General features: G+C 72.9%; 19 protein-coding genes. 6 read left to right on the forward strand and 13 right to left on the reverse strand.

Annotation, left to right across the window (positions count from 1 at the left end; translation table 11 throughout):
* Nucleotides 1-50: 50 nt before the first annotated feature.
* The 10 genes from AB0I04_RS08115 to AB0I04_RS08160 all read right to left on the reverse strand — a co-directional run bounded on the left by AB0I04_RS08115 (nucleotide 51) and on the right by AB0I04_RS08160 (nucleotide 14432).
* Complete coding sequence (locus AB0I04_RS08115) at nucleotides 51-1136, reverse strand: DegT/DnrJ/EryC1/StrS family aminotransferase (RefSeq protein ID WP_360880923.1); 1086 nt, start codon at nucleotides 1134-1136, stop codon at nucleotides 51-53.
* Complete coding sequence (locus AB0I04_RS08120) at nucleotides 1129-1767, reverse strand: acetyltransferase (RefSeq protein WP_360880925.1); 639 nt, start codon at nucleotides 1765-1767, stop codon at nucleotides 1129-1131. Before AB0I04_RS08120 ends, AB0I04_RS08115 begins: the two co-directional genes overlap by 8 nt.
* 53 nt (nucleotides 1768-1820) lie before the next feature.
* A complete protein-coding gene (locus AB0I04_RS08125) occupies nucleotides 1821-3245 on the reverse strand; it encodes an oligosaccharide flippase family protein (RefSeq protein ID WP_360880927.1) in 1425 nt (474 codons plus the stop codon).
* On the reverse strand, nucleotides 3242-4483 hold the full coding sequence (locus tag AB0I04_RS08130) for a glycosyltransferase (protein ID WP_360880929.1): 1242 nt from the start codon (nucleotides 4481-4483) through the stop codon (nucleotides 3242-3244). The genes AB0I04_RS08125 and AB0I04_RS08130 overlap by 4 nt, the downstream gene beginning before the upstream one ends.
* Nucleotides 4480-5568 carry a DegT/DnrJ/EryC1/StrS family aminotransferase gene (locus AB0I04_RS08135; RefSeq protein WP_360880930.1) on the reverse strand — a complete coding sequence of 363 codons (1089 nt, stop codon included), beginning with the start codon at nucleotides 5566-5568 and terminating at the stop codon, nucleotides 4480-4482. Before AB0I04_RS08135 ends, AB0I04_RS08130 begins: the two co-directional genes overlap by 4 nt.
* Before the next feature lie 5 nt (nucleotides 5569-5573).
* Nucleotides 5574-6692: a glycosyltransferase gene (locus tag AB0I04_RS08140; RefSeq protein ID WP_360880932.1), complete on the reverse strand. Its 1119-nt coding sequence runs from the start codon at nucleotides 6690-6692 to the stop codon at nucleotides 5574-5576.
* A gap of 73 nt (nucleotides 6693-6765) precedes the next feature.
* Entirely contained in the window at nucleotides 6766-7719 is a 954-nt protein-coding gene (locus AB0I04_RS08145) for an NAD-dependent epimerase/dehydratase family protein (RefSeq protein WP_360880934.1), read from the reverse strand.
* Nucleotides 7716-8747 carry a Gfo/Idh/MocA family oxidoreductase gene (locus tag AB0I04_RS08150; protein WP_360880936.1) on the reverse strand — a complete coding sequence of 344 codons (1032 nt, stop codon included), beginning with the start codon at nucleotides 8745-8747 and terminating at the stop codon, nucleotides 7716-7718. Before AB0I04_RS08150 ends, AB0I04_RS08145 begins: the two co-directional genes overlap by 4 nt.
* A complete protein-coding gene (locus tag AB0I04_RS08155; protein WP_360880938.1) occupies nucleotides 8744-13531 on the reverse strand; it encodes a DUF4082 domain-containing protein in 4788 nt (1595 codons plus the stop codon). The genes AB0I04_RS08150 and AB0I04_RS08155 overlap by 4 nt, the downstream gene beginning before the upstream one ends.
* Nucleotides 13532-13838: 307 nt before the next feature.
* Nucleotides 13839-14432, reverse strand: a complete 594-nt coding sequence (locus tag AB0I04_RS08160) for an acyltransferase (protein ID WP_360880940.1) — start codon at nucleotides 14430-14432, stop codon at nucleotides 13839-13841.
* Nucleotides 14433-14451: 19 nt separating this feature from the next.
* Here AB0I04_RS08160 and AB0I04_RS08165 point away from each other — a divergent pair, with 19 nt between their 5' ends.
* Nucleotides 14452-15264 carry a glycosyltransferase gene (locus AB0I04_RS08165; protein ID WP_360880942.1) on the forward strand — a complete coding sequence of 271 codons (813 nt, stop codon included), beginning with the start codon at nucleotides 14452-14454 and terminating at the stop codon, nucleotides 15262-15264.
* 65 nt (nucleotides 15265-15329) lie between these two features.
* Here the strand turns inward: AB0I04_RS08165 and AB0I04_RS08170 are convergent, their stop codons facing one another.
* From AB0I04_RS08170 to AB0I04_RS08180, 3 genes are all read right to left on the reverse strand, one after another.
* Entirely contained in the window at nucleotides 15330-16304 is a 975-nt protein-coding gene (locus tag AB0I04_RS08170) for a glycosyltransferase family 2 protein (protein ID WP_360880944.1), read from the reverse strand.
* Nucleotides 16305-16367: 63 nt separating this feature from the next.
* Entirely contained in the window at nucleotides 16368-16943 is a 576-nt protein-coding gene (locus AB0I04_RS08175) for a hypothetical protein (RefSeq protein ID WP_360880946.1), read from the reverse strand.
* 21 nt (nucleotides 16944-16964) lie between these two features.
* On the reverse strand, nucleotides 16965-17618 hold the full coding sequence (locus AB0I04_RS08180) for an O-methyltransferase (protein WP_360880948.1): 654 nt from the start codon (nucleotides 17616-17618) through the stop codon (nucleotides 16965-16967).
* Between the two features lie 106 nt (nucleotides 17619-17724).
* On the opposite strand from AB0I04_RS08180, the gene sigE reads away from it, so the two are divergent.
* From sigE to AB0I04_RS08205, 5 genes are all read left to right on the forward strand, one after another.
* The gene (gene sigE, locus AB0I04_RS08185; RefSeq protein ID WP_360880950.1) at nucleotides 17725-18351 is read left to right on the forward strand and encodes an RNA polymerase sigma factor SigE; all 627 of its coding nucleotides are present in this window, start codon (nucleotides 17725-17727) and stop codon (nucleotides 18349-18351) included.
* Nucleotides 18348-18911 carry a zf-HC2 domain-containing protein gene (locus tag AB0I04_RS08190; RefSeq protein ID WP_360880952.1) on the forward strand — a complete coding sequence of 188 codons (564 nt, stop codon included), beginning with the start codon at nucleotides 18348-18350 and terminating at the stop codon, nucleotides 18909-18911. Before sigE ends, AB0I04_RS08190 begins: the two co-directional genes overlap by 4 nt.
* Complete coding sequence (locus AB0I04_RS08195; RefSeq protein ID WP_360880954.1) at nucleotides 18908-19984, forward strand: sigma-E factor regulatory protein RseB domain-containing protein; 1077 nt, start codon at nucleotides 18908-18910, stop codon at nucleotides 19982-19984. Before AB0I04_RS08190 ends, AB0I04_RS08195 begins: the two co-directional genes overlap by 4 nt.
* A gap of 170 nt (nucleotides 19985-20154) precedes the next feature.
* Nucleotides 20155-21783 carry a trypsin-like peptidase domain-containing protein gene (locus AB0I04_RS08200; protein ID WP_360880956.1) on the forward strand — a complete coding sequence of 543 codons (1629 nt, stop codon included), beginning with the start codon at nucleotides 20155-20157 and terminating at the stop codon, nucleotides 21781-21783.
* A 92-nt stretch (nucleotides 21784-21875) separates the two neighbouring features.
* The gene (locus AB0I04_RS08205) at nucleotides 21876-22202 is read left to right on the forward strand and encodes a sec-independent translocase (protein WP_360880958.1); all 327 of its coding nucleotides are present in this window, start codon (nucleotides 21876-21878) and stop codon (nucleotides 22200-22202) included.
* Nucleotides 22203-22389: the final 187 nt, after the last annotated feature.

Consider the following 22389-nt stretch of genomic DNA (forward strand, 5'->3'; position numbering starts at 1 on the left):
GCTGGCGGGCGAGTATCTCGTTGATGCCCTGTGGTCGCTTTCGCGCAGCCCTACAGGGCTTTGCGGAGGGCGGTGGCGACGTGGTCCTGCTGCTCCTCGGTGATGTGCGGGAACATCGGCAGCGAGAGGATCTCCGTCGCCGCCGTCTCGGTCACCGTGAAGTCGCCCGGGGCGTGTCCCAGGTCGCGGAAGGCCGGCTGCAGGTGGATCGGCACGGGGTAGTGGATGCCGGTCCGGATCCCCATCTCGGCAAGGGTCCGCGCCACCTCGTCGCGGCGGGGCACTCGGATGACGTACAGGTGCCAGACGTGCGTGTTGCCGGGGGCCTCGGCGGGCAGCGTGACGTCGGGAAGGCCGTCCAGCAGCGCGGCGTAGCGCGCCGCGGCGACGCGGCGGCGCCCGTTCCAGTCCGCGAGGTGGCGCAGTTTCGCGCGCAGCACGACCGCCTGCAGGGTGTCCAGGCGCGAGTTGAAGCCGAGCGTCTCGTGGCGGTACTTCACCTCGCTGCCGTGGTCGCCGAGGAGCCGCACCGCGCGGGCCAGGTCGGCGGAGTCGGTGAGCACGGCGCCCGCGTCGCCGTACGCGCCGAGGTTCTTGCCGGGGTAGAAGCTGGTCGCGGCGAGCCGGCCGAAGAGGCCGCGGCCGTCCTGGGACGCCCCCTGGGACTGGGCCGCGTCCTCCACGACGGGGATCCCGTGCGCCGCGATCGCGGCCATCGGCGGCAGCTGGCCGTACAGGTGCACCGGCACGATCGCGGCCGTCCGCGGCCCGATCGCCGACAGCAACAGGCGGGGTTCGAGCAGCAGATGATCGGGGTCGACGTCGACGAGGACAGGCCGCGCGCCGGTCCGGACGACCGCCTCGGCGGTCGCCACGAACGTGTTCGCCGGGAGGACGACCTCGCGGCCCGGCCCGCACCCCAGCGCGCGGAGCGCGAGCTCGAGCGCGTCGGTGCCGCTGGCGACGCCGACGCAGTGGCCCGCGCCGGAGAAGGCGGCGTACTCCCGCTCGAAGGCGCCGACGTCGGGCCCCTGGACGAACGCGGTGGTGTCGAGCACCCGGTCGAAGCCCGCCCGGATCTCCTGCGCGACTTCGGCGTGCGCGGCGGCGAGGTCGACGAAGGGAACGTCAGCCATGGCGGTGCTCCTCGGAGACGTGGCGCAGGTAACGCGCCGGATTGCCGGCCCAGACCTCTCCGGCCGGTACGTCGCGCGTGACGACCGCGCCCATGCCGACCAGCGCGCCTGGGCCGATCGTGCGGCCCTCCCGGACGAGCGCGCCGGAGCCCAGGTAGGCGCCTCGCCCCACGTGCACGCCGCCGGCGAGCCGGACTCCCGAGGCGATGGTGACGAAGTCCGCCACGACGTCATCGTGCGTCAGGGTGACGTGCGGCATGATCGCGACATGTGCGCCGACCCGCACCGACGCGGTGAGCACGACCTGCGCAAGCAGCACTGAGCCCGGGCCGACCCGCGACGACGCCGACACCCATGCGGTCGGGTGCACGAGCGTGGCGTAGCGCTCGGGCGGCAGGTCGAGCCGGCCGGCGAGGCGCGCTCGGACGCCGTTGTCTCGCGGGCTCCCGACGCACACGACGACCTGGGCGCCGGGCGGGACCTCCTTGGTCCCGCCGAGCACCGGGACGCCGTCGACGTTCGTGCCCCGCTTGGCCGGATCGTCGTCCAGGAAGCCCAGCAGGCGTTCGCGGGCGAACTGCGCGGTCTCGCGCGCGAAGCCGCCCGCACCGATGATCACCAGATCACGCATGTTCGGCCCCTCGCAGTTCCCGGAGGACGCCGCGCATCCGGTCGCCCAGCGGATCACGCATGTTCGGCTCCTCGCAGCTCCCTGAGCACGCCCCGCATCCGGTAGACCAGCAGCCCGGTCGCGGTGACGGCGACGGTGCCGGCGACGGCGAGGGCGAGCAGGTCGAATGGGATCGCGCGGTGGACCAGCACGGCGGCGGGCCCGACGACCGAGGCGACCAGCACCGCCGGCGCGACGCGGGCGCCGACCGCGCGGACGCCGATGCCCACCCGGCGCAGTTGCGTCAGGTACAGCGGCAGCGGCACGAGCGCGGCGACGGTGGCGTGCGCGGCGGCGGCGCCCGCGATGCCGTCGAGCCGCGCGCCGATGATCAGCGCCGGCACCAGGACGGACAGCCAGACGATCTGGATCGTGAACACCGCGCGGGTACGGGTGAGGACCACGAAATAGTCGTACATCAGCTCGAAGAGGATCCGGAGCCCGCCGAGCAGCGCCAGCCAGAACAGGGCCGCGGCGGCGGGTTCCCACCGGGACCCGTATACGAAACGGACCAGCGGCCCGGCCGCCCCGCCGAGGAGCAGGCACACCGGCAGGGTCACCGCGGTGAGCAGCCCCGCCGTGGACAGGAACGTGCGCCGCATCGCCGGGGCGTCGTGCTGGAGGCGGGCGAAGGCCGCCGGCGCGACGCTGCGGACCGGTTGGGAGAACATGCCCACCGGCCAGTTCGACAGGTTGAAGGCCAGCACGTAGAAGCCGAGCGCGGTGGGGCCGAGCACGTCGCCGACCACGAACTGGTCCACGCCGCCGACCGCGAAGACGACGACGCTCGACCCGGCGAGCGGCAGCCCGAACCGCAGCAGCCTCCGCGCCACCGCACGGTCGAAGCCGAACCGCGGCGGCTCCGGGGAGAAGGCCACCAGCAGCACACCCGAGCCGACGGCGCCGGCGAGCCGTCCGACCGCCAGGCTCATCGCTCCCCAGCCGGTGAGGGCGAGCACGACGGACACGGCCGCCCCACCCCAGCTGTTGACCTGGTCGGCGATCATCTTGCGGTCCTGGCGGAAGGCCCGCTGCAGCATGGCCGCCGGGGTGGCGACCAGGCCGTCGATCAGCACGCTGAGCGTGAGCAGCCGGATGACCCCGGTGGCCGCGGGCGCGCCCATCGCCGCCGCGAAGGCGGGCGCCCCGGCGAAGCAGCCCGCGTAGACCAGCCCGCTGGAGATCACCGAGATGGTCGCCACGGTCGGTGCGATCTCCCGTGGCTCGCCGGGCCAGCGTACGATCGCCAGGCTCACGCCGAGCTCGTTGAAGCTCAGCACCGCGAGCAGCGCCACCATCGCGACCGCGAAGACACCGAACTCCTTCGGACCGAGGACCCGGGCCAGCAGGATGCCGATGGCGAGCGTGCCGAACCGCCCCAGCAGGGTGTTGAGGAAGCTCCATCCGAGGGCGCGGGACGCCTGCCGGAAAAGCGTCATCGCGAGCCCACGGGACGGCTCACCGGTCGCGAATCCGGCCCGCTCCCCGCGACGGCGTTGAAGTCGTCGCGCGCGGCCGTGCCGCGCAGGCGCCGGTAGCGGCGGCGGAGCTTGTACGACATCACCCGCCCGGCGGTGCTCGCCAGCTCACGGGCCGGCGAGTGCCAGGCGAGCGCTTCGCGGTAGATCTGCTCCTGGACGCGCGCCGCCCGCCGGAGCCCGAAGCGCAGGACGACCAGGTCCCGGCCGTACGCACCCAGCTCCGCGCCCCGTTCCGGGTGGGCGACCAGCTCGCGCAGGATCGTCGCCAGCCGGACGGGCCCGTTCCCGTCGCCGAGGCCGTACCAGCCCTGCTTCAGGAACCGGCCGCACGACTCCGGCGTCAGCAGCTCGAAGAAACCCCGCTCGCCCTGGACGATCAGCGGGCGGGCGAAGGCGAGTGCCCGTAGCGCCGAGCCGCCCATCGCCAGCGCGACCGACGCCGCGGCGTACGCGGGGCGTGGATCGTCGAGCCGCCCGGTGAGGACGACGGCGCGGCGGCCGAGTGCCGTGTTGATCCGCTCCGCGCGGGCCTCGACGGCGGGCCGGGCCGGGCCGTCGCCGACGATGACCAGGCGGACCGGCAGTTCCCGGCCGAGCTCGCCGACGACGTCGACGGCCGTGAGCACCCCTTCGAGCTTGAGCTCCTGGACGAGCCGGCCGACGACCACCACGTCGAAATGGTCCTCATCGAGCGCGAACCGCGCCCTGAACCCGTCTACCGGGTGCCCCGGCGCGTTGGCGTCCACGTCGATCGGCGGCTCGATGAGATGGACCGGGCCCGGCCGCCCCCTGGCCGTGCGTTCGCGGAGCTCGTGCGTGCCCACGACGAGCGGCAGCGACGCCGGAATGAACGGCGCGACGGACATCGACATCACCGTGCACACGGCCGCCGCCCGCCGGCCCGCCGCGTAGAACGCCTCGATCCCGGGCGGCCACTCGTACCCGTGGACGACGTCGTACCCGCGTTCGGCGATCAGCCGGCGCAGGAGCCGTACGGTCGCCGGGGAGGGCCGTCGCCGGCCGGCGTCCAGGGGCAGGTGTTCGAGGCCGAGCGAGCTCACCCGTTCGACCAGCGGGCCCGGCTCCGCGATCACGGCGACCTCGTGGCCGAGGTCCCGGACCGCGGCGGCCAGCTCGATCGCGTTCAGCTGGCTGCCGCCGATCTCCATCGCGTGCGGGTAGACCAGGATCTTCACCGGGCCTCCGCGATGACGGAGACGACCCGGTCCTGCTCGGCATGGGTCATCTCGTGGAACAGCGGAAGGATCAGGGAACGCCGCGTCAGCCGTTCGGTCACCGGAAGATCGGCGGTCGTGCCGGCGTAGGCGGGCTCGAGATGGGCGGCCATGATGCCGCGCCGGGCCGAGATCCCCTCCTCGGCGAGCCGCGCCAGCAGGGCGTCGCGGCCGATGGGGTGGTCGTCGGGCAGCACGATCCAGAACGACTGGTAGTTGGTCTCGCCGTACGCCGGGTCGCGCGCCGTCTCGAAACCGGGCAGCAGCTCCTGGTATCGCGCGGCCAGGGTGCGCCGCCGCGCGATGATCTCGTCGAGGCGTTTCAGCTGGACGAGCCCGATCGCCGCCTGGACGTCGGTCATCCGGTAGTTGAAGCCTGTTTCGGAGTACTCCTCGACGATGGCCGTCCGGCTGGCGTGCCGCTCGGCGGCGCTCACGCTCATCCCGTGCTCGCGCAGCCGCCGCGCCCGCCGTGCCCGGTCGCCGGAGCGCGTGGTGAGCATGCCGCCCTCGCCGGTCGTGATCAGCTTGCGCGGGTGGAAGGACCAGGCGGCCAGCTCGGCCCCCGCGCCGACCGGCCTGCCGCGATAGGTCGAGCCCGCCGCGCAGGCCGCGTCCTCGATCACCGGGACGCCGAGCGCGGTGATCTCATCGAGGTCGCACGGCACGCCGGCCTGGTCGACGGCGATCACCGCGCGGGTCCGTGCGGTGATCGCCGTCTCGACGGTCTTGGCGGTGACGTTGCCGGTGGCCGCGTCGACGTCGGCGAAGACCGGGGTGGCGCCGCAGTACCGCACGGCGTTCGCGGTGGCGATGAACGACAGCGACGGTACGACGACCTCGTCCCCGGCGCCCACGCCCACGAGGAGAAGGGCCAGGTGCAGCGCGGTCGTGCACGACGACGTGGCCACGCTGTGGCCGGCGCCGACGCGGCCGGCGAACGCGCGCTCGAACTCCGCGACCCGCGGCCCCTGCGCCACCCAGCCGGACCGTACGGCCTCGGCGGCGGCTGCAGCCTCCTCGTCGCCCAGCACGGGCCTGATCACCGGTATCAATCGATCTCCAATCCGAGCAGGGCGGCGAGGTCGCGAGCCCGCCGGGACCAGGTGTGCCGCTCCGCGAAGCCGCGTCGCCGCGCCTGGAGCTCTGGCGTCCGGGGCGTCGCGAGCTCCTTCTCGACGGCGGCCGCGAAGCCGTCACGGGTCGCCGTGCGCACGAGGTCCGTGCCGAGCCACGCCGTCGCCGGCAGGTCGGTCGAGACCACGCCGCGGCCGGCGGCGAGGTAGTCGAGAGTCTTGATCGGGAAGCTGGCCCGGTTGAAATCGCTGGTCGCGTACGGCGTGAGGCCCACATCGATGACCCTCAGGTACGACGCCAGCTCCTCGGCGGGCTTACGCCCCGGCCAGCACACGTTCGCCCGCGCGACCAGGGCCGCGAAGCGCGCCGGCTCGTACGACGGGTCGTGCGGGCCGACGAGCAGCAGCGGGCGTCCGGAGCCCGCGACGGCCTCCAGGAGCGTGAGGTCGATCCGCGCGTTGATGTGCCCGACGAACCCGGCGACCGGACCGGCGAAGGACCCGGGCACGTCGTCGGGCCACGGCGCCGCGTCGGCGTCGACAGGGGTGCAGCCGTTCGGGATCACCACCGCCCCCGCGAACCTCTCCCGCAGCACGGGGGAGACGACCGCGACCGCGTCGGCGCGGGCGAGCTGCCGGGCCTGGGCCGCGCGCAGGTGCCGCGCCGAGTGGCCCAGCAGCGTCGCGCCCGCCACGAGGTCGTCGGTGGCGTAGTACACGGCACGCGCACCCGGCACGGCGCCGAGCAGGTCGCCGGGGCCCGCGACGACCACGGCCGGCACGCGCATCCCGAGCCCGGCGGCGGCACGACGGGCCGCCCGGCGGATGAGCGCGTCGGTGACGGGGCGCATGCCGGAGCGCTGGGCGCCGGGCAGCACGCGCGGGGTGAGCCACCACAGGCCCGCGCGTACCTCGCGCAACGCCGGACCGCGCAGCGACGCCGCGAGGTGCGGGTGGACCAAGGGGGTCAGCACCGAGCGCGGCGGGTCGACGTAGAGGACGGGCGTCAGGACGGCGAGCCCATCGGCCATGCGCCGGTCCGTGCCCGCGACCCCGTCGTAGCCGGTGCCTCCGAAGTAGACGACCAGGCTCATGAGGCGCTCACGGCGCCGGATCTCCGCCCGCCCGCGCCCGGTGGCCGGCGCGGGCAGGCTCCGCTCGGCCCGTTCACCGGTGCGACCGCCACCAGCGAACGAGCCGGCGCAGGCCCTCGTCCAGGCCGATCTCGGCCTTCCAGCCGAGGCGTTCCTCGGCCTTGGACACGTCCGCGAGACGCCGGGTCACCGCGTTGACGGTCCGGGCCGGGCCGAACTCGAGCCCGAGGTCCGCGTCCATCGCCCGCAGCAGCGCCTCGGCCAGCTCACGGAGGCTGGTCTCGGTGCGGCTGCCGATGTTGAACACCTCGTCGGTGGCGTCGCCCTCGGCCGCCAGGAGGTTCGCCCGCGCGATGTCCTCGGTGAAGACGAAGTCCATGGTCTGGGCGCCGTCGCCGAGAATGAGCGGCGGGCGGCCGGACTCGATGCGCTCCATCCAGCGGATCAGCACCTCGGTGTAGAGGCCGTGGATGTCCATCCGCGGGCCGTACACGTTGAAGTAGCGCAGGGCCACGTAGTCGAGGCCGTGCGTCGCGTGGAAGCTGCGCAGCAGTCCCTCGTTGAAGGTCTTCGCCGCGCCGTACAGCGTGTCGTTGGCGTACGGGTGGTGGCGCTCCGGCGTGGGGAACTCCTCCGCGAGGCCGTACACGGACGCCGAGGACGCCGCGACGACCTTGCGCACCCCGCGCTCGGCCGCCGCCTCGACCACCTCGTAGGTGCCGTCGACGAGGACCTGCAGCGCGAGCCGCGGCTCCTCCGCGCACTGGGTGATGCGGATCGCGGCCTGGTGGAAGACCACGTCCACGCCGTCGAGCAGCGACCGTACGAGCGCGCCGTCACGGATGTCGCCGTCGACCACGCGTACCCGGCCGCTCTCCCGCGCGCCGGCGAGGTTCTCCGGCCGGCCGCGGACGAAGTTGTCCAGGACGACGACGTCCGCGCAGCCCGCGGCGACGAGCTGGTCGACGATGGTCGAGCCGATGGTCCCGGCCCCGCCGGTGACGAGACAGCGGCTACCTTCGATCACGCGTTCTCCTTCGTTGGGATGGTCGCGCCGCCGCTCGCGATGCTGCGCGACGCCGCCTCGAGCAGGGTGATCACGCGAAGGCCGGCGTGGCCGTCGGTGAGCGCCGGCCGGGACTCGTTGATGGCGGCGGCGAACTCGGCCATCACCCCGCGCAGCGCCTCCTGTTCCGGCAGGGCGGGAACGTGGATGTCGCCCAGCCGGTAGGAGATCAGCGCCTCCCGGCGCTGGTCGGGTCCCTGGGGGATGCGGTCCACGCCCCGGTCGTGCACCGAGACCCGGCGCAGCGGGTCCAGGTCGTCCCACACGACCGTGCGCCGCGACCCGCCGATCACGGTGGTGCGGATCTTGGTCGGGCTGAGCCAGTTGACGTGGACGTGGGCCATCGCCCCCGACGTCAGCCACAGCGTCAGGTGCGCCACGCAGGCGCGGCCCGCGTCGATGGGGTCGCTGCCGTGGGCGGCGACGGCGGCGACCCTCTCCGGGAGCACGAAGTCGAGGATCGACAGGTCGTGCGGCGCGAGGTCCCACAGCACGTCGATGTCGGACTGCACCAGCCCGAGGTTGATGCGGACGGAGTCGACGAACTGCACGTCGCCGAGCTCACCGCCATGGATCAGCTCGCGGATCCGCCGGACCGCCGGGGTGTAGCAGTAGGTGTGGTCGCACATGAGCACGCGGCCGGTCCGGTCGGCCAGGTCGACGAGCTTGCGGCCCTCGGCGGCCGACATCGTGAGGGGCTTCTCGACCAGCACGTGCTTGCCCGCTTCGAGCGCCGACCGTACGAGATCGAAGTGGGTGGCCGCCGGTGTCGCGATCGCGACCGCGTCGACCGCGGGATCGTCTAAGACCGCTTCGTAGGACGTCGTGACCCGGACCGTCGTGTAGGCCCCGAGCACGGTGCGCGCCCGCTCCTCGTCCAGGTCGCACAGCCACTCCAGCCGTAGAGCCGGGGTCGCCTGAGCGGTCCGTACGAGATTCGGCCCCCAGTAGCCGGCCCCGATGACCGCCAGTCCCACTGCGTCCGTCAATGGTGTTCTCCTTCGCGTGGTGTGGTCGACGGCGTGGGTGTCGGCGGGGTGGGCGTCGGCGCCGGGCCGTTGTCCGGCACGCCGGCCCGCAGCGCCGTCGACGGCGCCGTCGTGGTGAAGACGACGTCGACCCAGTAGTTCGCGGTGCTCGCGTTCGGCGGGAAGCCTCCGGTGCCGTACCCGTAGAGGCCGCCGGACTGTAGGGCGTGCAGCGGCGGGGCGTCGACGCCCGCCCCGGAGAGCGCGCCGGAGTCGGCCGCGTAGTGGCCGTTCGGCGCGAGGTAGGACACCACGTAGGTCGTGTTCGCGGTGATGGAGACCGCGGTGGAGAAGTGCGCCTCCTGCCAGCCCGCCGCCGACTCGCCGGAGAACGTCACGGTGGCCAGCCGGGTGCCGTCGGCGGCCCACAGGGTGCCGGTGTGCGTGCCGGTGTTGCCGGGCCCCTTGTAGAACCGGACGCCGGTGACCCATCCGGCGGTGTCGGAGGTGAACCTGACGCCCAGCTCCACCGAGTTCGGGTCGTCCACGGCCGTGACCTGCGGGATCGCGCTGTCGGCCCAGATCGAGCACGGGCACACGCCCGGGGTCTGCTGCCGCGCGGTGGTGAACGACCAGGTGTACGCGGCCGCCATCGTGTTGCCGGCGATGTCTTTGGCACCGGTGACCTTCACCGTGTACGGGGTGTTCCAGGCCAGGGCGCCGGTCGGCTGGAAGGTGGCGGTCCTGGTCGCGGAGTCGTACGTCACGGAGCCGGTCACGGACGGGGTGACCGTGAACTGGACGGTGCCGCCCTGCACCGCCTCGTCGAACGTGGCGGAGATGCCGGTGCCCGGCGGCACGCTCGTCTGGCCGTCGACCGGATTCACCGCGTCGACCGCCGGCGGCGTGACGTCGCGCGGCTGGGCGGTCGAGAAGACGGGGTCGATCCAGTAGTTCGACGCGCCGTAGGACTCGTTCGGGAATCGCGTGCCCGAGCCGTAGGCGTACAGGCCGTTGCCGCCCGACGCGTCGCTCGCCGGGGCGTGCAGCGGCGCGTTGTCCAGGGCGTTCCAGAAGTAGCCGCCGTCCGCCGCGTAGTGGCCGTTCGGCGCGTGGTAGGAGGCGACGTATGGCGTGCCGGCCGTGACCTGCACCGGCCCGGAGAACGCCAGGGTCTGCCAGCCCGACGCCGTCTCGCCGGTGAAGGTGCCGGTGGCCAGCCGAGTGCCGGTGGCGGTCCAGAGGCTGCCGGTGTGCGTGCCGGTGTTACCGGCCCCCTTGTAGAAGCGCACGCCGGAGATCCACCCGCCGGTGTCCGGGGTGAACCTGCCGCCCAGCTCGACCGAGCCGGTGTCGCCGGCCGAGGCCGTGACGGGCGCGGCGTCGCTCGGGAAGAGCGTGCAGGGACACGATCCGCTCGTGGTGAACGACCACGTGGTCGTTCCCTGCATCGCGTTGCCCGCGACGTCCTTCGCCCCGCTGACGCTCGCGGTGTACTTCGTGCCCGCGGTGAGCGGGCTCGTCGGCGTGAACGTGAGGACCCTGGACGCGGCGTCGAACGCGGTGCTGCCGGCGATCGCGGTGCCTCCGGGATTCTTCAGCGTGAACACCGGTGACGAGGGCTGCACGGCCTCGCTGAAGGTGACCTTCACCGGGGCGCCCGCCGGAACGCTCGTCGCGTTGTTCGAGGGGTTCGTCGACGCGACCGTTGGGGGCGTGGTGTCGGGCGGCAGGGCGAAGACGACGTCCACCCAGTAGTTCGTGGTGTTGTAGCTCTGGTTGGGGAAGGCGTGCGCGCCGTAGACGAACACGCCGTCGGCCCCGTCGGCGATGGTGTGCAGCGGCGGGTCGTCGACCGCGCGGCTCAGGCCGCCGCCGTCGGCGGAGAACCAGCCGGTCGCCGTGTGGTACGACGCGACATAGGTGGTGCCCGCCGTCACCGCCACCGGCGAGGAGAAGCGGACCTCCTGCCAGCCGAGCGTCGACTCGCTTGAGAACGTGGCCGTGGCGAGCTGGGTGCCGCCCGCGGTCCAGAGCGTGCCGGTGTGGGTTCCGGTGTTGTTGCGTCCCTTGTAGAAACGGATCCCGCTGACGAAGCCGTTCGTGTCCGGGGTGAACTTGACGCCGAGCTCCAGCGCGTTCGGGTCGTTCACGCCCTCGACGGACGGCGTGGTGTCGTCGGTCCAGATGCTGCACGGGCACTGGCCCGCCGCCGGTCGTGGCTTCGCGGTCGTGAACGAGTACGAGAAGGACGTCATCGTGTTCCCGGCGGCGTCCTTGGCGCCGGTCACGGTCGCCGTGAAGGTCGTCCCGGCGGGCAGCGAGCCGGTCGGGACGAACGTGAGGCCGGTGCCCGGGGAGTCGAGGGAGGTGCTGCCGGCCACGGCGGTGCCGCCGGAGTCCTTGAGGACGAACGAGGCCGACCCGGCCCGCACCGGCTCGCCGAACGTGACCGACGGCAGGACGGCCGTCGGCACGCTGGAGGACCCCGCGTAGGGCGTCGAGTCGATCACCGCGGGGGGCGTCGTGTCCGGCGGCTCGACGGTGTTGAACACGACGTCGACCCAGTAGTTGCCGCCGTTGTAGGTGTCCGTGGGGAAGCCGGCCCCGCCGGCGTGGTAGACCCCGTTGCCGCCGTCCGTGCCCGCCCGCAGGCCGGTGAGCGGCGGGGAATCCTTGGGCTGGTAGGCGAAGTACGCGGCGTCCGCGGCGTAGTGCCCGGCCGGTGCGAAGTACGACGCGACGTAGGTCGTGCCGGCGGTGACGTGGATCGGCACCGGGAAGGTGACGGACTGCCAGCCGGTCGAGGTCTCGTTCGTGAACGTCGCCGTGGCGAGGCGGGTGCCGTCCGCCGTCCACAGGCTGCCGGTGTGCGTGCCGGTGTTGCCGGTGCCCTTGTAGAAGCGCACGCCCGTGACCCAGCCGTCGACGCCCGCGCGGAACTTGACGCCCGCCTCGAGTGGGGTGGAGTCGTTCGCCGCCGGGGTCGCCGGGGCGGCCGACTGCCCGAACAGCCCGCAGGGACACGTGACGTTGACGGTGCGCCCGGAGCCCGGCGTCTCGATGTTGCCGCTGTCATCGGTCGCGCGCGTCTTGATCGTCACCGGGCCGGCGCCGGTCGCGTCCCACGAGTAGGTCCAGGTGGCGCGGCCGTTCGCGGGATGCCAGGTCGTCCCGCCGTCGATGGACACCTCGACACCGCCCACCTGCCCGCCGACGTCGGAGGCGGTGCCGCTGATCGTGACGGTCTGGCCGTTGGTGATGCTCGCGCCCGCCGCCGGAGAGGTGACCGTCGAGGTCGGCGCCGTGTGGTCGGTGGAGGCCGTGGCCGCCCTCAGGTCGCTCTGCAACGTCAACGGCTGGACGTTCATGTCGGCCAGCAGGTTGATCGTGGCCTGCCGCATGCTCGGGTCCGGGGCCGTGGGCGCGCCGTCGGGGCCGTCGTGGACGGCGTCCAGCCCCCACGACCACTGCACTGTCCCGCCACCGAAGACGAGCGCGCCGCTCGGCGCGCGATAGAGCGTCAGGTGGTGGGTGGCGGTCCCCGGGGCGACGTTGACGCCGAAGTCGACGAGCTTCTCGGGCACGTCGGCGGTCGTGGAGGACATGTCGATGAGCCCCGCCGGCCGGAACCCGTTGTCGAGGTCCTCGTCCCACTCGTAGCCGAGCGTCAGGTCGGGCAGGGTCGGGGTCGCGCCCGAGGACTGGCTTCCGGCCGGGGTGTTCCGCCAGAACCGCATCTTCCCGTCGGCCGCCGGCACCTTCATGGCCACGCCGCAGCAGTTGACCGTCCAGATCGTGCCCATCAGGCCGTTCTCCGGGCGGCCGCCGTCGGCGGGCGGGCTGAACCGCGGATCCCGCCAGCTGCCCGTCCAGGTCCCGGTGGGGTCGGTCTGCGCGTTGTCCCTCGTCGACTTGTACGTCACCAGGGTGCGGTACGGCGTCGAGGTGCCGTCGGCGCTCGGTTCCCAGCGGGTCTTCCAGAACACCGAGTTGCCGCTGAAGAACCCGAGGTTCACACCCGCGTCCCGAGCGGCCTCGACGTTGGCGCGCTCGCCCGCGGACCAGTACTCGTCGTGCCCGACGGACAGGAAGACCTTGTGGTTCTTCAGGAGCGAGCCGCGCTCGTCGGCGTCGATGCTGCTCAGATACGTGACGTCGTACCCCTGGGCCTCGAGGAACCGCACCATCGGGTACTCGTTGGCGAAGACGAAGTCACGGCCCCAGGGGGTCGACTCGCGCGTGTTGAAAGGCCGGTTGTAGCTGACCTTGACCGCCCGGCCCGGCGCGGCCGTGCTGTCGCCGGCGTAGAGGCTGTTGCCGCCCCAGCTGTTGTACGCCTGCCAGGTGGTGTCGGAGGTCTTGAAGACCACGTCCGAGTGGCTGGCGTCGTTGCGGACCACGAACACGATGTGGTTGTCGTCATCGGTCCCGTCGGTGCGGGAGATGTGCGCGAAGTAGATCCCCGAGACGGCGGTGGCCGGCACCGGCCAGCTCGCCGAGACCTTCCAGTCGCCGCAGTCGATCAGCCCGGTGGCGTCGTCACTGAGACACGACGGCTGCGTCTGGGGAAGGGAGGCGGACGGGGTGATGCTGGCGATCTTCCGGGCGCCGTCGCCGCCGTAGTAGCCCATCCGGTAGATGTCGATCGAATAGCTCCGGGCCGGGGTATTGACCTTGAAGTGCACGGTCTCCCCGGCGTTCACGCTGAATTCGGCGGCGTAGCCCTCGATCGTCTGGCCGCCGCCGGAGATCTTGTCCCACTCCGTGCTCGGTGACCCTTGTTTTGTATTCTCGCAGGCCACGAGATTTCCGCCGGAATCGCACGGGCCGGCGGCGTGCGCCTTCGATCCGGCGATCGCCATGATGAGAAACACCGCGGCCGCGAGGAGCAGTCCTCTGACTAACAGCCTTAGTCCTGCACTGGCCATGATTTCCCCCGGCTGAGCGGAAGCCAAAAAACGGATTCCTCAACCTCCGAAACCCGCGTCCGCTAGCGCCGCGCGGTCAGATCGCCAAATGAAGCAGTCCTCGGTAATGCGACTCCGAATATACGATGGAAAGCGCGGTCTGGGTTGTCCGCATTCGGCCTTGGCGCAGTGAAGCGTCGGGTCATCCTTCCGCCGGACTGAGGCGTCCGGCGCTCTCCGTGTAGCGATCGCCCGTACGCGGGCACCGCCAGCGCCCGCCGCCCTCGTCTTTCAGGGGCTCGCCGGCGTGCCCGACCCAGCCGATCCGGCGCGCGGGAACGCCCGCCACCAGCGCGAAGTCGGCGACGTCCCGTGTCACGACCGCGCCCGCCGCGACCAGCGCCCACCGGCCGATGATCCGGCCCGCCAGGACGACCGCCCGCGCGCCGACGGCGGCGCCCTCCTTGACGATCACTCCGTGGGCCTCCCAGTCGTCCGGGCGCTTGAGCCTGCCGTCCACGCCGGTCGAACGAGGGTAGGGATCATTGGTCAGGACGGCGGCGGGCCCGATGAAGACCCCGTCCTCCAGCTCCGCCGGTTCGTAAACGAGCGCGTAATTCTGCAGCTTGACGCGGTCGCCGATACGCACCCCCGGCCCGACGTACGCGCCCCGGCCGATGATGCAGCCCTGGCCGAGGCGGGCGTTTTCGCGGATCTGGGCGAGGTGCCAGATCGTCGTGTCCGCGCCGATGTGCGCCGTGCCGTCTACGTCGGCCCCCGGGTGAATGCGACTCATGCGCGCCATAATCGCTCCTATGGTGAGCGTCGTCATCCCCGCGCACGACGAGGCGCGGGTCATCGGCCGGTTACTCGCGCGCCTCGCGGGCTCCGGTTTCGACATCGTCGTCGTGCCCAATGGCTGCACCGACGGCACCGCGGACGTCGCCGCGTCCTTCGGTGCGCGGGTGGTCACGTCGCCGGAGGCGTCCAAGGCGGAGGCACTGCGTCTCGGCGACCGCGCGGCCCGCGGGTTCCCCCGGCTGTACGTCGACGCCGACGTCGAGCTGGGAGCCGATGACGTGCGGGCCCTGGCGGCCGCTCTCGACCGGCCGGGTGTGCTCGCGGCGGCACCCGCGCGCGTTCTGGACATGACGCGACGGCCGTGGCCGGTCCGCTGGTACTACGACGTCTGGACCCGGCTCCCGGAGGTGCGGCGCGGGCTCTTCGGCCGCGGCGTCATCGCGGTCGGCGCCGACGGCCACGCGCGCCTGGCGCGGCTGCCGGGCGTCATCGCCGACGACCTCGCCGCCTCCCTCGCGTTCGCCATCGACGAGCGCGCCGTCGTCGAAGCGGCCCGCGTGCTGATCCACCCGCCGCGCACGTGGGGGGACCTGCTGCGCCGCCGGACCCGCGCCGTCACCGGTGTCGCGCAGCTCGAGGAGGCGGCACTCGGCCAGGCGGGCGGCTCCGCGCGGACGAGCGTGCGCGACCTGGCGGTGATGGCGTCACGGGATCCGCGTCTCCTGCCGCGCCTCGCCCTCTTCCTCACCGTGACGCTGCTCGCCCGGTGGCGCGCCCGGCGGTCCGGCGCCGCCACCTGGCAGCGCGACGAGAGCAGCCGGGCATAGGGATGTATCCCAGGGCCTGTCTCAGCGGGGCTTTGAGACAGGCCTTAAAGTCCGCGATCGCGCCGCTATGAGCGGGGCTGTGAAACGGGCCAGCCGGCGGTCCATTCGCGGCGCGCCGCCCACAGCCCCTGCCAGTCCGCGCCGGTGGCCGTCGGTCGGCCCTGCCGCTGCGGCCGCGCGGAGACCAGGCGACTCAGCAGCGCGCGTAAGAGCACACCGAGCGTGAGGAGGCGTACGCCCGCGCCGCGCCGCCCGTACGGCAGGTGGCGCCGCAGCACGGTGACCTTCCCGGTGAACAGCAGGACGAGCTTGCGCACGCTCGACGACGAGGCGCCGACCTCGTGCCGGTACTCGGCGCGCGCGGTCACCATCGGTCGGAAACCGGCCTTCCGCGCCCGCAGGCACAGGTCGGCGTCCTCGCCGTACATGAAGATCGACTGGTCGAAACCGCCGAGCTCGTCCCAGAGAGCGCGGTCGACGAGCATGAATCCGCCGGTGACGATCGGCACCTGCCGTTCCTCGTCCGTCCAGGGGCCCGGCGTCTCGGGGTCGAACACGCGACTGCCCGGGAAGGCCGAGCCGAGAAGGAACGCGAAGCACAGCGTGGACCAGAACGTCGGGCGGCCCCACCAGGAACGCGGGTCCGGCGTGCCGTCCTCGAGCATGCTCCGGCCGCCGACGATCCCCGCCCGCGGATTGCGGCGCGCGCACGCGAGGAGGGCCGCGAGGCTTCCCGGGGCCGGTACGGCGTCGGGGTTGACGAACCACAGCAGCCGGCCGCGCGCCCGGGCGACGCCGGCGTGGCAGGCGTAGGCGAACCCGCCGTTACGGTCGTTCTCAACGACCTGCGCGTCCGGCGCCGCGGCACGGGCCGCGTCCGCCGTGCCATCGCCCGAGGCGTTGTCCACGATGATGAACTCGGCGGAAACGCCGGCCGACGCCTTCCGTACGGCGTCCGCGCATTCGCCGATGTACGCGGAGCTGCGGTAGGTCACGACGATGATCGAGACGTCCGGGTCGGAGTGAGGAGCACCGGCCATGCCAACCCTCCCGGGATGACACGGTCGCGCATCCCTGCTGACGGGAGCGTACCGCCGTGGTGTTCAGCGCGACCGGACGTCGGCGGTGGGGACGCCGCGACGGTGGACCTCGGCGAGGATCGTCGCCAGATCGGCGTCCCAGCCCGGCGAGACCTCGACCGACCAGTGGAGGGTCGCCACCCCGGGCACGTCGTCCAGGCCCATGGCCAGCAGTTCCACGCTCGGCGGGGGAGAGGAGCCCTCGGCACGCTCTTCGGTGGGCAGGAAGGTCACGTGCTCCACCACCCGCTGCCGGCCGCGCGGAAGCTCCCGGCTCCACACGACCACCGCGGCCACCTCCGGCCAGGGGAGCCCGCGGTCCCGCGAGCGCGACCACGGCCACGCCGCCGGCAGGCGCACCCCCGCCTCGCCGACCTCCAGCACCGGGCGACCGCTCACCGCCCGTCCGGCCGCGACCACGAGCCCCCCGCCGAACAGCGCGATCCCCGCCACGCCGACGGCCAGGGCGACCATGCCGCCGACGGCCGTCACGTCCCGCGCCCCGCTCACCGCGAACGCCACCGACACCGCCACCAGGACGAGCGTCCCGGCCGCCGCGACGACACCCTGGGCCGAAGCCCGCGACCGTACCGCGATCACGCCATCACCGCGGGAACACGGTCACCGGCTCTTGACGGCGACGAGGAGTCCGTCCCCGACCGGCAGCAGCAGTGGCACGAGGCGGTCGTCGTCGCGGACCATCCGGCCGAGCGTGCGGATCGCCACGGTCTCCGGCTCGCGGTTGGACGGGTCGGCCACCCGGTCGCCCCACAGGGCGTTGTCGAACGCGACGACGCCGCCGGGCCGCAGCAGCCGCAGCGCCTCACCCAGATAGTCGGGGTACTCGTGCTTGGCCGCGTCGCAGAAGACCATGTCGTACGCGCCGTCGGTAAGGCGCGGCAGCACATCGAGGGCGCGGCCGGCGATCAGCCGGGCGCGCGAGGTCGGGAAGCCGGCCGCGGCGTACGCCTCGCGGGCCAGCCGCTGATTCTCCGGCTCGACGTCCACACTCGTGAGCACGCCGTCGGGACGCATCCCGCGCAGCAGCCAGATGCCGGACACGCCGCACCCGGAGCCGACCTCCACGACCGTGCGCGCGCTGATCGCGCTGGCGAGGAGGCGCAGCGCCGCGCCGCCCGCCGGTCCGATCGGGGTCGCTCCGACGTCCAGTCCCCGCTGCCGGGCATCGCGCAGCGGCTCGTCCTCCGGGAGGTATTCCTCCACGTAGGCCAGTGTGGCCTTGACCGCGTCGATGACTTCCTCCTTGGGACGCATGAGCCTGCAGGGCAAACACTAGTACGGAGGGGGAACTCCGCCGCGTACCGTCACGTTCTTCAGAGGGCGTGGCTACGGCTAGGCGCGAAGGAAGAAACGGGGCAGTATGTCGGTGGCAGAACTCGTACGTGAAAGGGGAGCGCCGGTGCACGACCCCGGCATCGCCTGGACTCCTCCGACGTGGGACGAGATCGTGCGGGAGCATTCCGTGCGCGTCTACCGCCTGGCCTTCCGGCTCACCGGCAACCCCCACGACGCCGAGGACCTCACCCAGGAGGTCTTCGTCCGGGTGTTCCGATCCCTGGCCAATTACCAGCCCGGCACGTTCGAGGGCTGGCTGCATCGCATCACCACCAACCTCTTCCTCGACCAGGCGCGGCGACGTCAGCGCATCCGCTTCGAAGGGCTCGCCGAGGACGCGGCCGAGCGCCTGCACGGACCGGAGCCCACGCCCGCCCAGGCCTACGACGACAAGAACCTCGACGCCGACGTCCAGGAGGCGCTCGACTCCCTCGCGCCCGACTACCGGGCCGCCGTCGTGCTGTGCGACATCGAGGGCCTGTCGTACGAGGAGATCGCGGCGACGCTCGGCGTGAAGCTCGGCACCGTCCGCAGCCGGATCCACCGCGGCCGCGCGCAGCTGCGAGCCGCCCTGGAGCACCGCGGCCCGCGGCGCGCCGCCGCCCCGTCCAAACGGACGGGTCTGGAGCCTCCGACCGAGGAGGCGTCATGAACGGTCATCTGGGGGAGCGGCTCACCGCGCTGATCGACGGGGAACTGGGCCACGACGAACGGGAGAAGGCGCACCGCCACCTCGCCGGCTGCGCGGAGTGCCGCGCCGAGGCGGAGGCGCTGCGCGGCCTGAAGAAGCGGCTCCGGGCGCTGAACGACACGATGCCCTCCGAGGCCCTCCTACGCCGCCTGGAGGCCATGGGCGAGCCGGGGGACCCCCTTCCGCCACCCGTCCCCCGGCTGCCCGGTCAGGCCCGGCCTCCGGCCGCCGCCCGGCCCGCCGACATCCGCCCCTCGCGGGCGCGGCCGTCCGACAACCGTCCCCGCCGTGCCGCGGCGACGCGCCGGCGGCTGCCGCGCGGCCGCTATCTCGTCGCGGGCGCGGCCGCGTTCGCCGTCCTGGGCGTCGGCACGGCGGCGTTCGCCGCGGGCGCCGACCCGGACCGCCTGCCCCGCGTCTCCCCGTCCGTCGAGCAGTTCGCCGTCGAGCACGCGTTGACCTCCGGGGACGTTCCGCTCACCGACCCGCGGCCGGCGGTCACGGCCGCCGAGCACCCGTGAGCCACCGGGCCTCGCATCGCGCGTGGCTGGCGGGCGGCATCGCCACCGCGCTGCTGATGCTGTGGTTCGTGTCCACCGGCGACACCGCGAGCGGCGCCCGGCTGCGCTCCGACCCCGAGGCCCTGCGGCTCCTGCGCGCCGCCGAAGGGGCCGCGAGCGACACCTCGTACGAGGGCGTGCAGTACATCACCTCCTGGAGCCGCAGCGGCATGTCGACGACGTCGCTGGTCAACGTCGCTCACATGCCCGGCCAGGGCACCCGGATGCGGGTGGAGAGCACCACCGCCGAGCAGGGCGGGCAGATGTTCGAGACCGCCGACTCCCAGCAGGGTCGGGGCGGCCTGACCGGCTACACGCCGAAGATGCTCGACCTGCTCGCCCGCAATTACGCCGTCGTCCGCGCCGGCGAGGGCCAGGTCTGCGGCCGGCCCACGACCATCATCGAGGCGCGCCGTGCCGACGGCACCGCCGCCGGCCGGTTCCACATCGACCGGGCCACCGGCCTGATGCTGCGCCGTGAACTGCTCGACCAGCAGGGCCGTGCGGTGAACCTCACGTTCTTCACCGAGATCCGGCCGTCGCCGCCGAAGACGACGGTCCTGATGGCCTCGGCGACGCCGCAGACCGTGGAGACGCCGTGGACCCACCAGCTCGCCGGGGCCGACCTGGGCGCCCTGCGCTACCGCGGCTGGCCGGTGCAGTCCACCCTGCCGGGTGATCTCAGCCTGTACGACGCGCGCCAGCTCGACAGCCGCGCCCCGGTCGTGCACCTCAGCTACTCCGACGGCCTCTCGGTCGTGTCGGTGTTCGTCCAGCGCGGCACCCTCGACCCCGCCAGCGTCGCACATTGGCACAAGACCACCCGGGGCGGCCGCACCGTCTACCTTCGCGACACCGTCCAGCAGCGTGCGGTGTGGGCCAGCCGTGGCTACGTCTACACGATCCTCGCGGACGCGCCGCCACCGGTCGTCGACCGCGCCGTGGCGGCCCTCCCACACGGCGACACGGGCTTCTGGGGGCGCCTCGGCCGCGGGCTGAACCGCCTGACATCATGGGCGAACCCGTTTGACTGATCGGTGAAGATCGCGTTTTCTAGGGCGTTCTGGGGGAAGCGGGCACCGGTGGAGCAACACCGCGACACGGAAGGTTCCCCCTGCCAAGTCGCTTATGCTCGCCACATGCCTCGCCCGCCACTGTGGAGCGCTGAGATGAAGTCCATGCGCGGTACGCAAGGAGCTTGGTGATGACGGATGACAGCCGCGCGCCCGGGGGGCCGGCGCCGGACGACGGGCGTGCGCTTGGGCCGAACGCCGGGGACGACGACACCGCCCCGAGCCTGACGGACAAGCTGCTGGTCTCCGGTCCGCCGCGCCACGAGGGCATGGCGCCCCCGGACCCGGGAGCGACCTCGCCGTACGGCGGGGAGCCTGCGGCCCAGGCCGGTTCGCCGGGCGGATTGGGAGCGGGCGGCCCGATGACCCCGCCCACTCTGCCCGGTCAACCGGGCCACAGCGGTCAACCGGGTCAGGGCGGTCAGCCCGGTCAGCCGGGTCCGTTCGGTCAGCCGGGTCAGCCCGCTCAGCCGGGCCAGGGTGGTCAGGGTGGCATGCCGGGTGAGCCGACGCCGACCCGGCCGTATTTCGCGCCGCACCACCAGCCGCACCCGTCCCCGACGCCGTACGCCTGGAGCGCGCAGCCGGGCCCCGGAGGCTCCGGCCCCAACTGGGCGCCCGTGCCGCCCACCCGGCCGAACGAGCGGTCCGGCCCGGTCATGGGGATGTTCCTGGCCGTCTCGTTGGTGGTCGCGCTCATCGCCGGCGCTCTGGGGGCCGGCATCGGCGTGATCGCCACCCGCGGCGACGGCAACAAGTCAGTCGACCTGGGCGCGGGCGCGACCTCGACCGGGGCCAAGAACCGCGATCCGGGGTCCGTGGCCGGGATCGCCAAACGCGTCGTGCCCAGCGTCGTGATGATCAAGGTGGCGAACGGCACCGAAGGCGGTGCGGGCACCGGCTTCATCGTCAACGGCGGCTACATCGTGACCAACAACCACGTGGTCGCCCCCGCCGCCCAGGGCGGCACGATGCAGGTCGTCTTCAACGACGGCAAGACCACTTCGGCGACCATCGTCGGCCATGACCCCAACTCCGACATCGCGGTGATCAAGCCCGGCTCCCTCGACGGCCGCCCGTCGCTCGTCCTCGGCGACTCCGACGGACTGGCCGTCGGCGACCCGGTCATCGCGATCGGATCGCCGCTCGGCCTGGCGGGCACGGTCACCACCGGCATCGTCAGCGCTCTGAACCGGCCGGTCACCACGAGCGGCGAGGGCGGGGAGTCCGCCTACATCAGCGCGGTGCAGACGGACGCCGCGATCAACCCCGGCAACTCCGGTGGCCCGCTGGTCGACTCCCAGGGACGCGTGATCGGCGTGAACTCCGCCATCGCCACGCTGGGCGGCCAGGACCTCGGCGGCCAGAAGCAGCAGAGCGGCAGCATCGGCCTGGGCTTCGCGATCCCGGCCAACCAGGTCAAGCGGGTCGCCGAGCAACTGATCAAGGGCGGCAAGGTCACCCACCCGATCATCGGCGCCTGCATGGACATGTCCTACCAGGGCAGCGGCGCGCGGATCGCGACGACCGGCTCGAACACGCAGTGCAAGGGCGGAACGATCACCCCCGGCGGCCCGGCGGAGAAGGCCGGACTGAAGCCGGGCGACCTCATCACGTCCTTCGCCGGGAAGCCGATCGGCGGGGCCGACGAGCTGATCGTGGCCATCCGCAGCAAGTCGCCCGGCGAAACGGTGCCGATCACCTACGTCCGCGCCGGGCAGAACAAAACCGTCCAGCTGACGCTCGCGGCCGGCAACTGAGGCCGCCCTCGGGGGGAGACCGCCGATCCCGGCCCGGTTAAGCTGGGGTCGGCGGCTTCGCGGACGAGCGGTGGCCACCATCAGGAGGACGGGTGTTCGACGTAGGGATCGGCGAGGCGGCGGTCCTCGTGGTGCTGGCCGTGATCATCTTCGGTCCGGACCAGCTCCCCAAGGTCGCGGCCCAGGCGGGCCGTGCCCTGCGGCAGCTGCGCACGATGGCCAACAGCGCCAAGGCGGATCTGCGGGAGGGGCTGGGCCCGGAGTTCGCCGACTTCGACATCGCGGACCTGAGCCCTCGTCGCTTCGTCACCAAGCACCTGCTCGACGACATGGACGACTTCGACGGGCGAGCGTCGGCGGAGGAGGAGCCCTTCCTGCCGTACGGTGAGCGCCCGCCGTACGATCCCGAGGCCACCTGAGCGACGCCATCCCCCACAGGGGTACGTCAGGCCAAGACGCGGCGGGCACGAGCGTCGCCGTGCGTCGCGTTCAGACGTTCCGCCGGGCGGGCGTCACGGCTTGGCGCGTCGGGCTCACAGCCAGATGAGGTCGTGTGGGCGTTCTGCCGGAGCTCTGCTGGGCAATCTGCCGGACTACGCGCGGGCG

The organism is Actinoallomurus sp. NPDC050550 (assembly GCF_040655075.1).
Lineage (GTDB): Bacteria > Actinomycetota > Actinomycetes > Streptosporangiales > Streptosporangiaceae > Actinoallomurus.

Bases quoted from the DNA above. Each gene is read 5' to 3' on its own strand.
- sigE (WP_360880950.1), top strand. From the start codon at position 17,725: ATGTCGGTGGCAGAACTCGTACGTGAAAGGGGAGCGCCGGTGCACGAC.
- AB0I04_RS08115 (WP_360880923.1), bottom strand. From the start codon at position 1,136: ATGGCTGACGTTCCCTTCGTCGACCTCGCCGCCGCGCACGCCGAAGTC.
- AB0I04_RS08170 (WP_360880944.1), bottom strand. From the start codon at position 16,304: ATGGCCGGTGCTCCTCACTCCGACCCGGACGTCTCGATCATCGTCGTG.
- AB0I04_RS08120 (WP_360880925.1), bottom strand. From the start codon at position 1,767: ATGCGTGATCTGGTGATCATCGGTGCGGGCGGCTTCGCGCGCGAGACC.
- AB0I04_RS08200 (WP_360880956.1), top strand. From the start codon at position 20,155: ATGACGGATGACAGCCGCGCGCCCGGGGGGCCGGCGCCGGACGACGGG.
- AB0I04_RS08190 (WP_360880952.1), top strand. From the start codon at position 18,348: ATGAACGGTCATCTGGGGGAGCGGCTCACCGCGCTGATCGACGGGGAA.
- AB0I04_RS08180 (WP_360880948.1), bottom strand. From the start codon at position 17,618: ATGCGTCCCAAGGAGGAAGTCATCGACGCGGTCAAGGCCACACTGGCC.
- AB0I04_RS08160 (WP_360880940.1), bottom strand. From the start codon at position 14,432: ATGAGTCGCATTCACCCGGGGGCCGACGTAGACGGCACGGCGCACATC.
- AB0I04_RS08140 (WP_360880932.1), bottom strand. From the start codon at position 6,692: ATGAGCCTGGTCGTCTACTTCGGAGGCACCGGCTACGACGGGGTCGCG.
- AB0I04_RS08165 (WP_360880942.1), top strand. From the start codon at position 14,452: ATGGTGAGCGTCGTCATCCCCGCGCACGACGAGGCGCGGGTCATCGGC.
- AB0I04_RS08125 (WP_360880927.1), bottom strand. From the start codon at position 3,245: ATGACGCTTTTCCGGCAGGCGTCCCGCGCCCTCGGATGGAGCTTCCTC.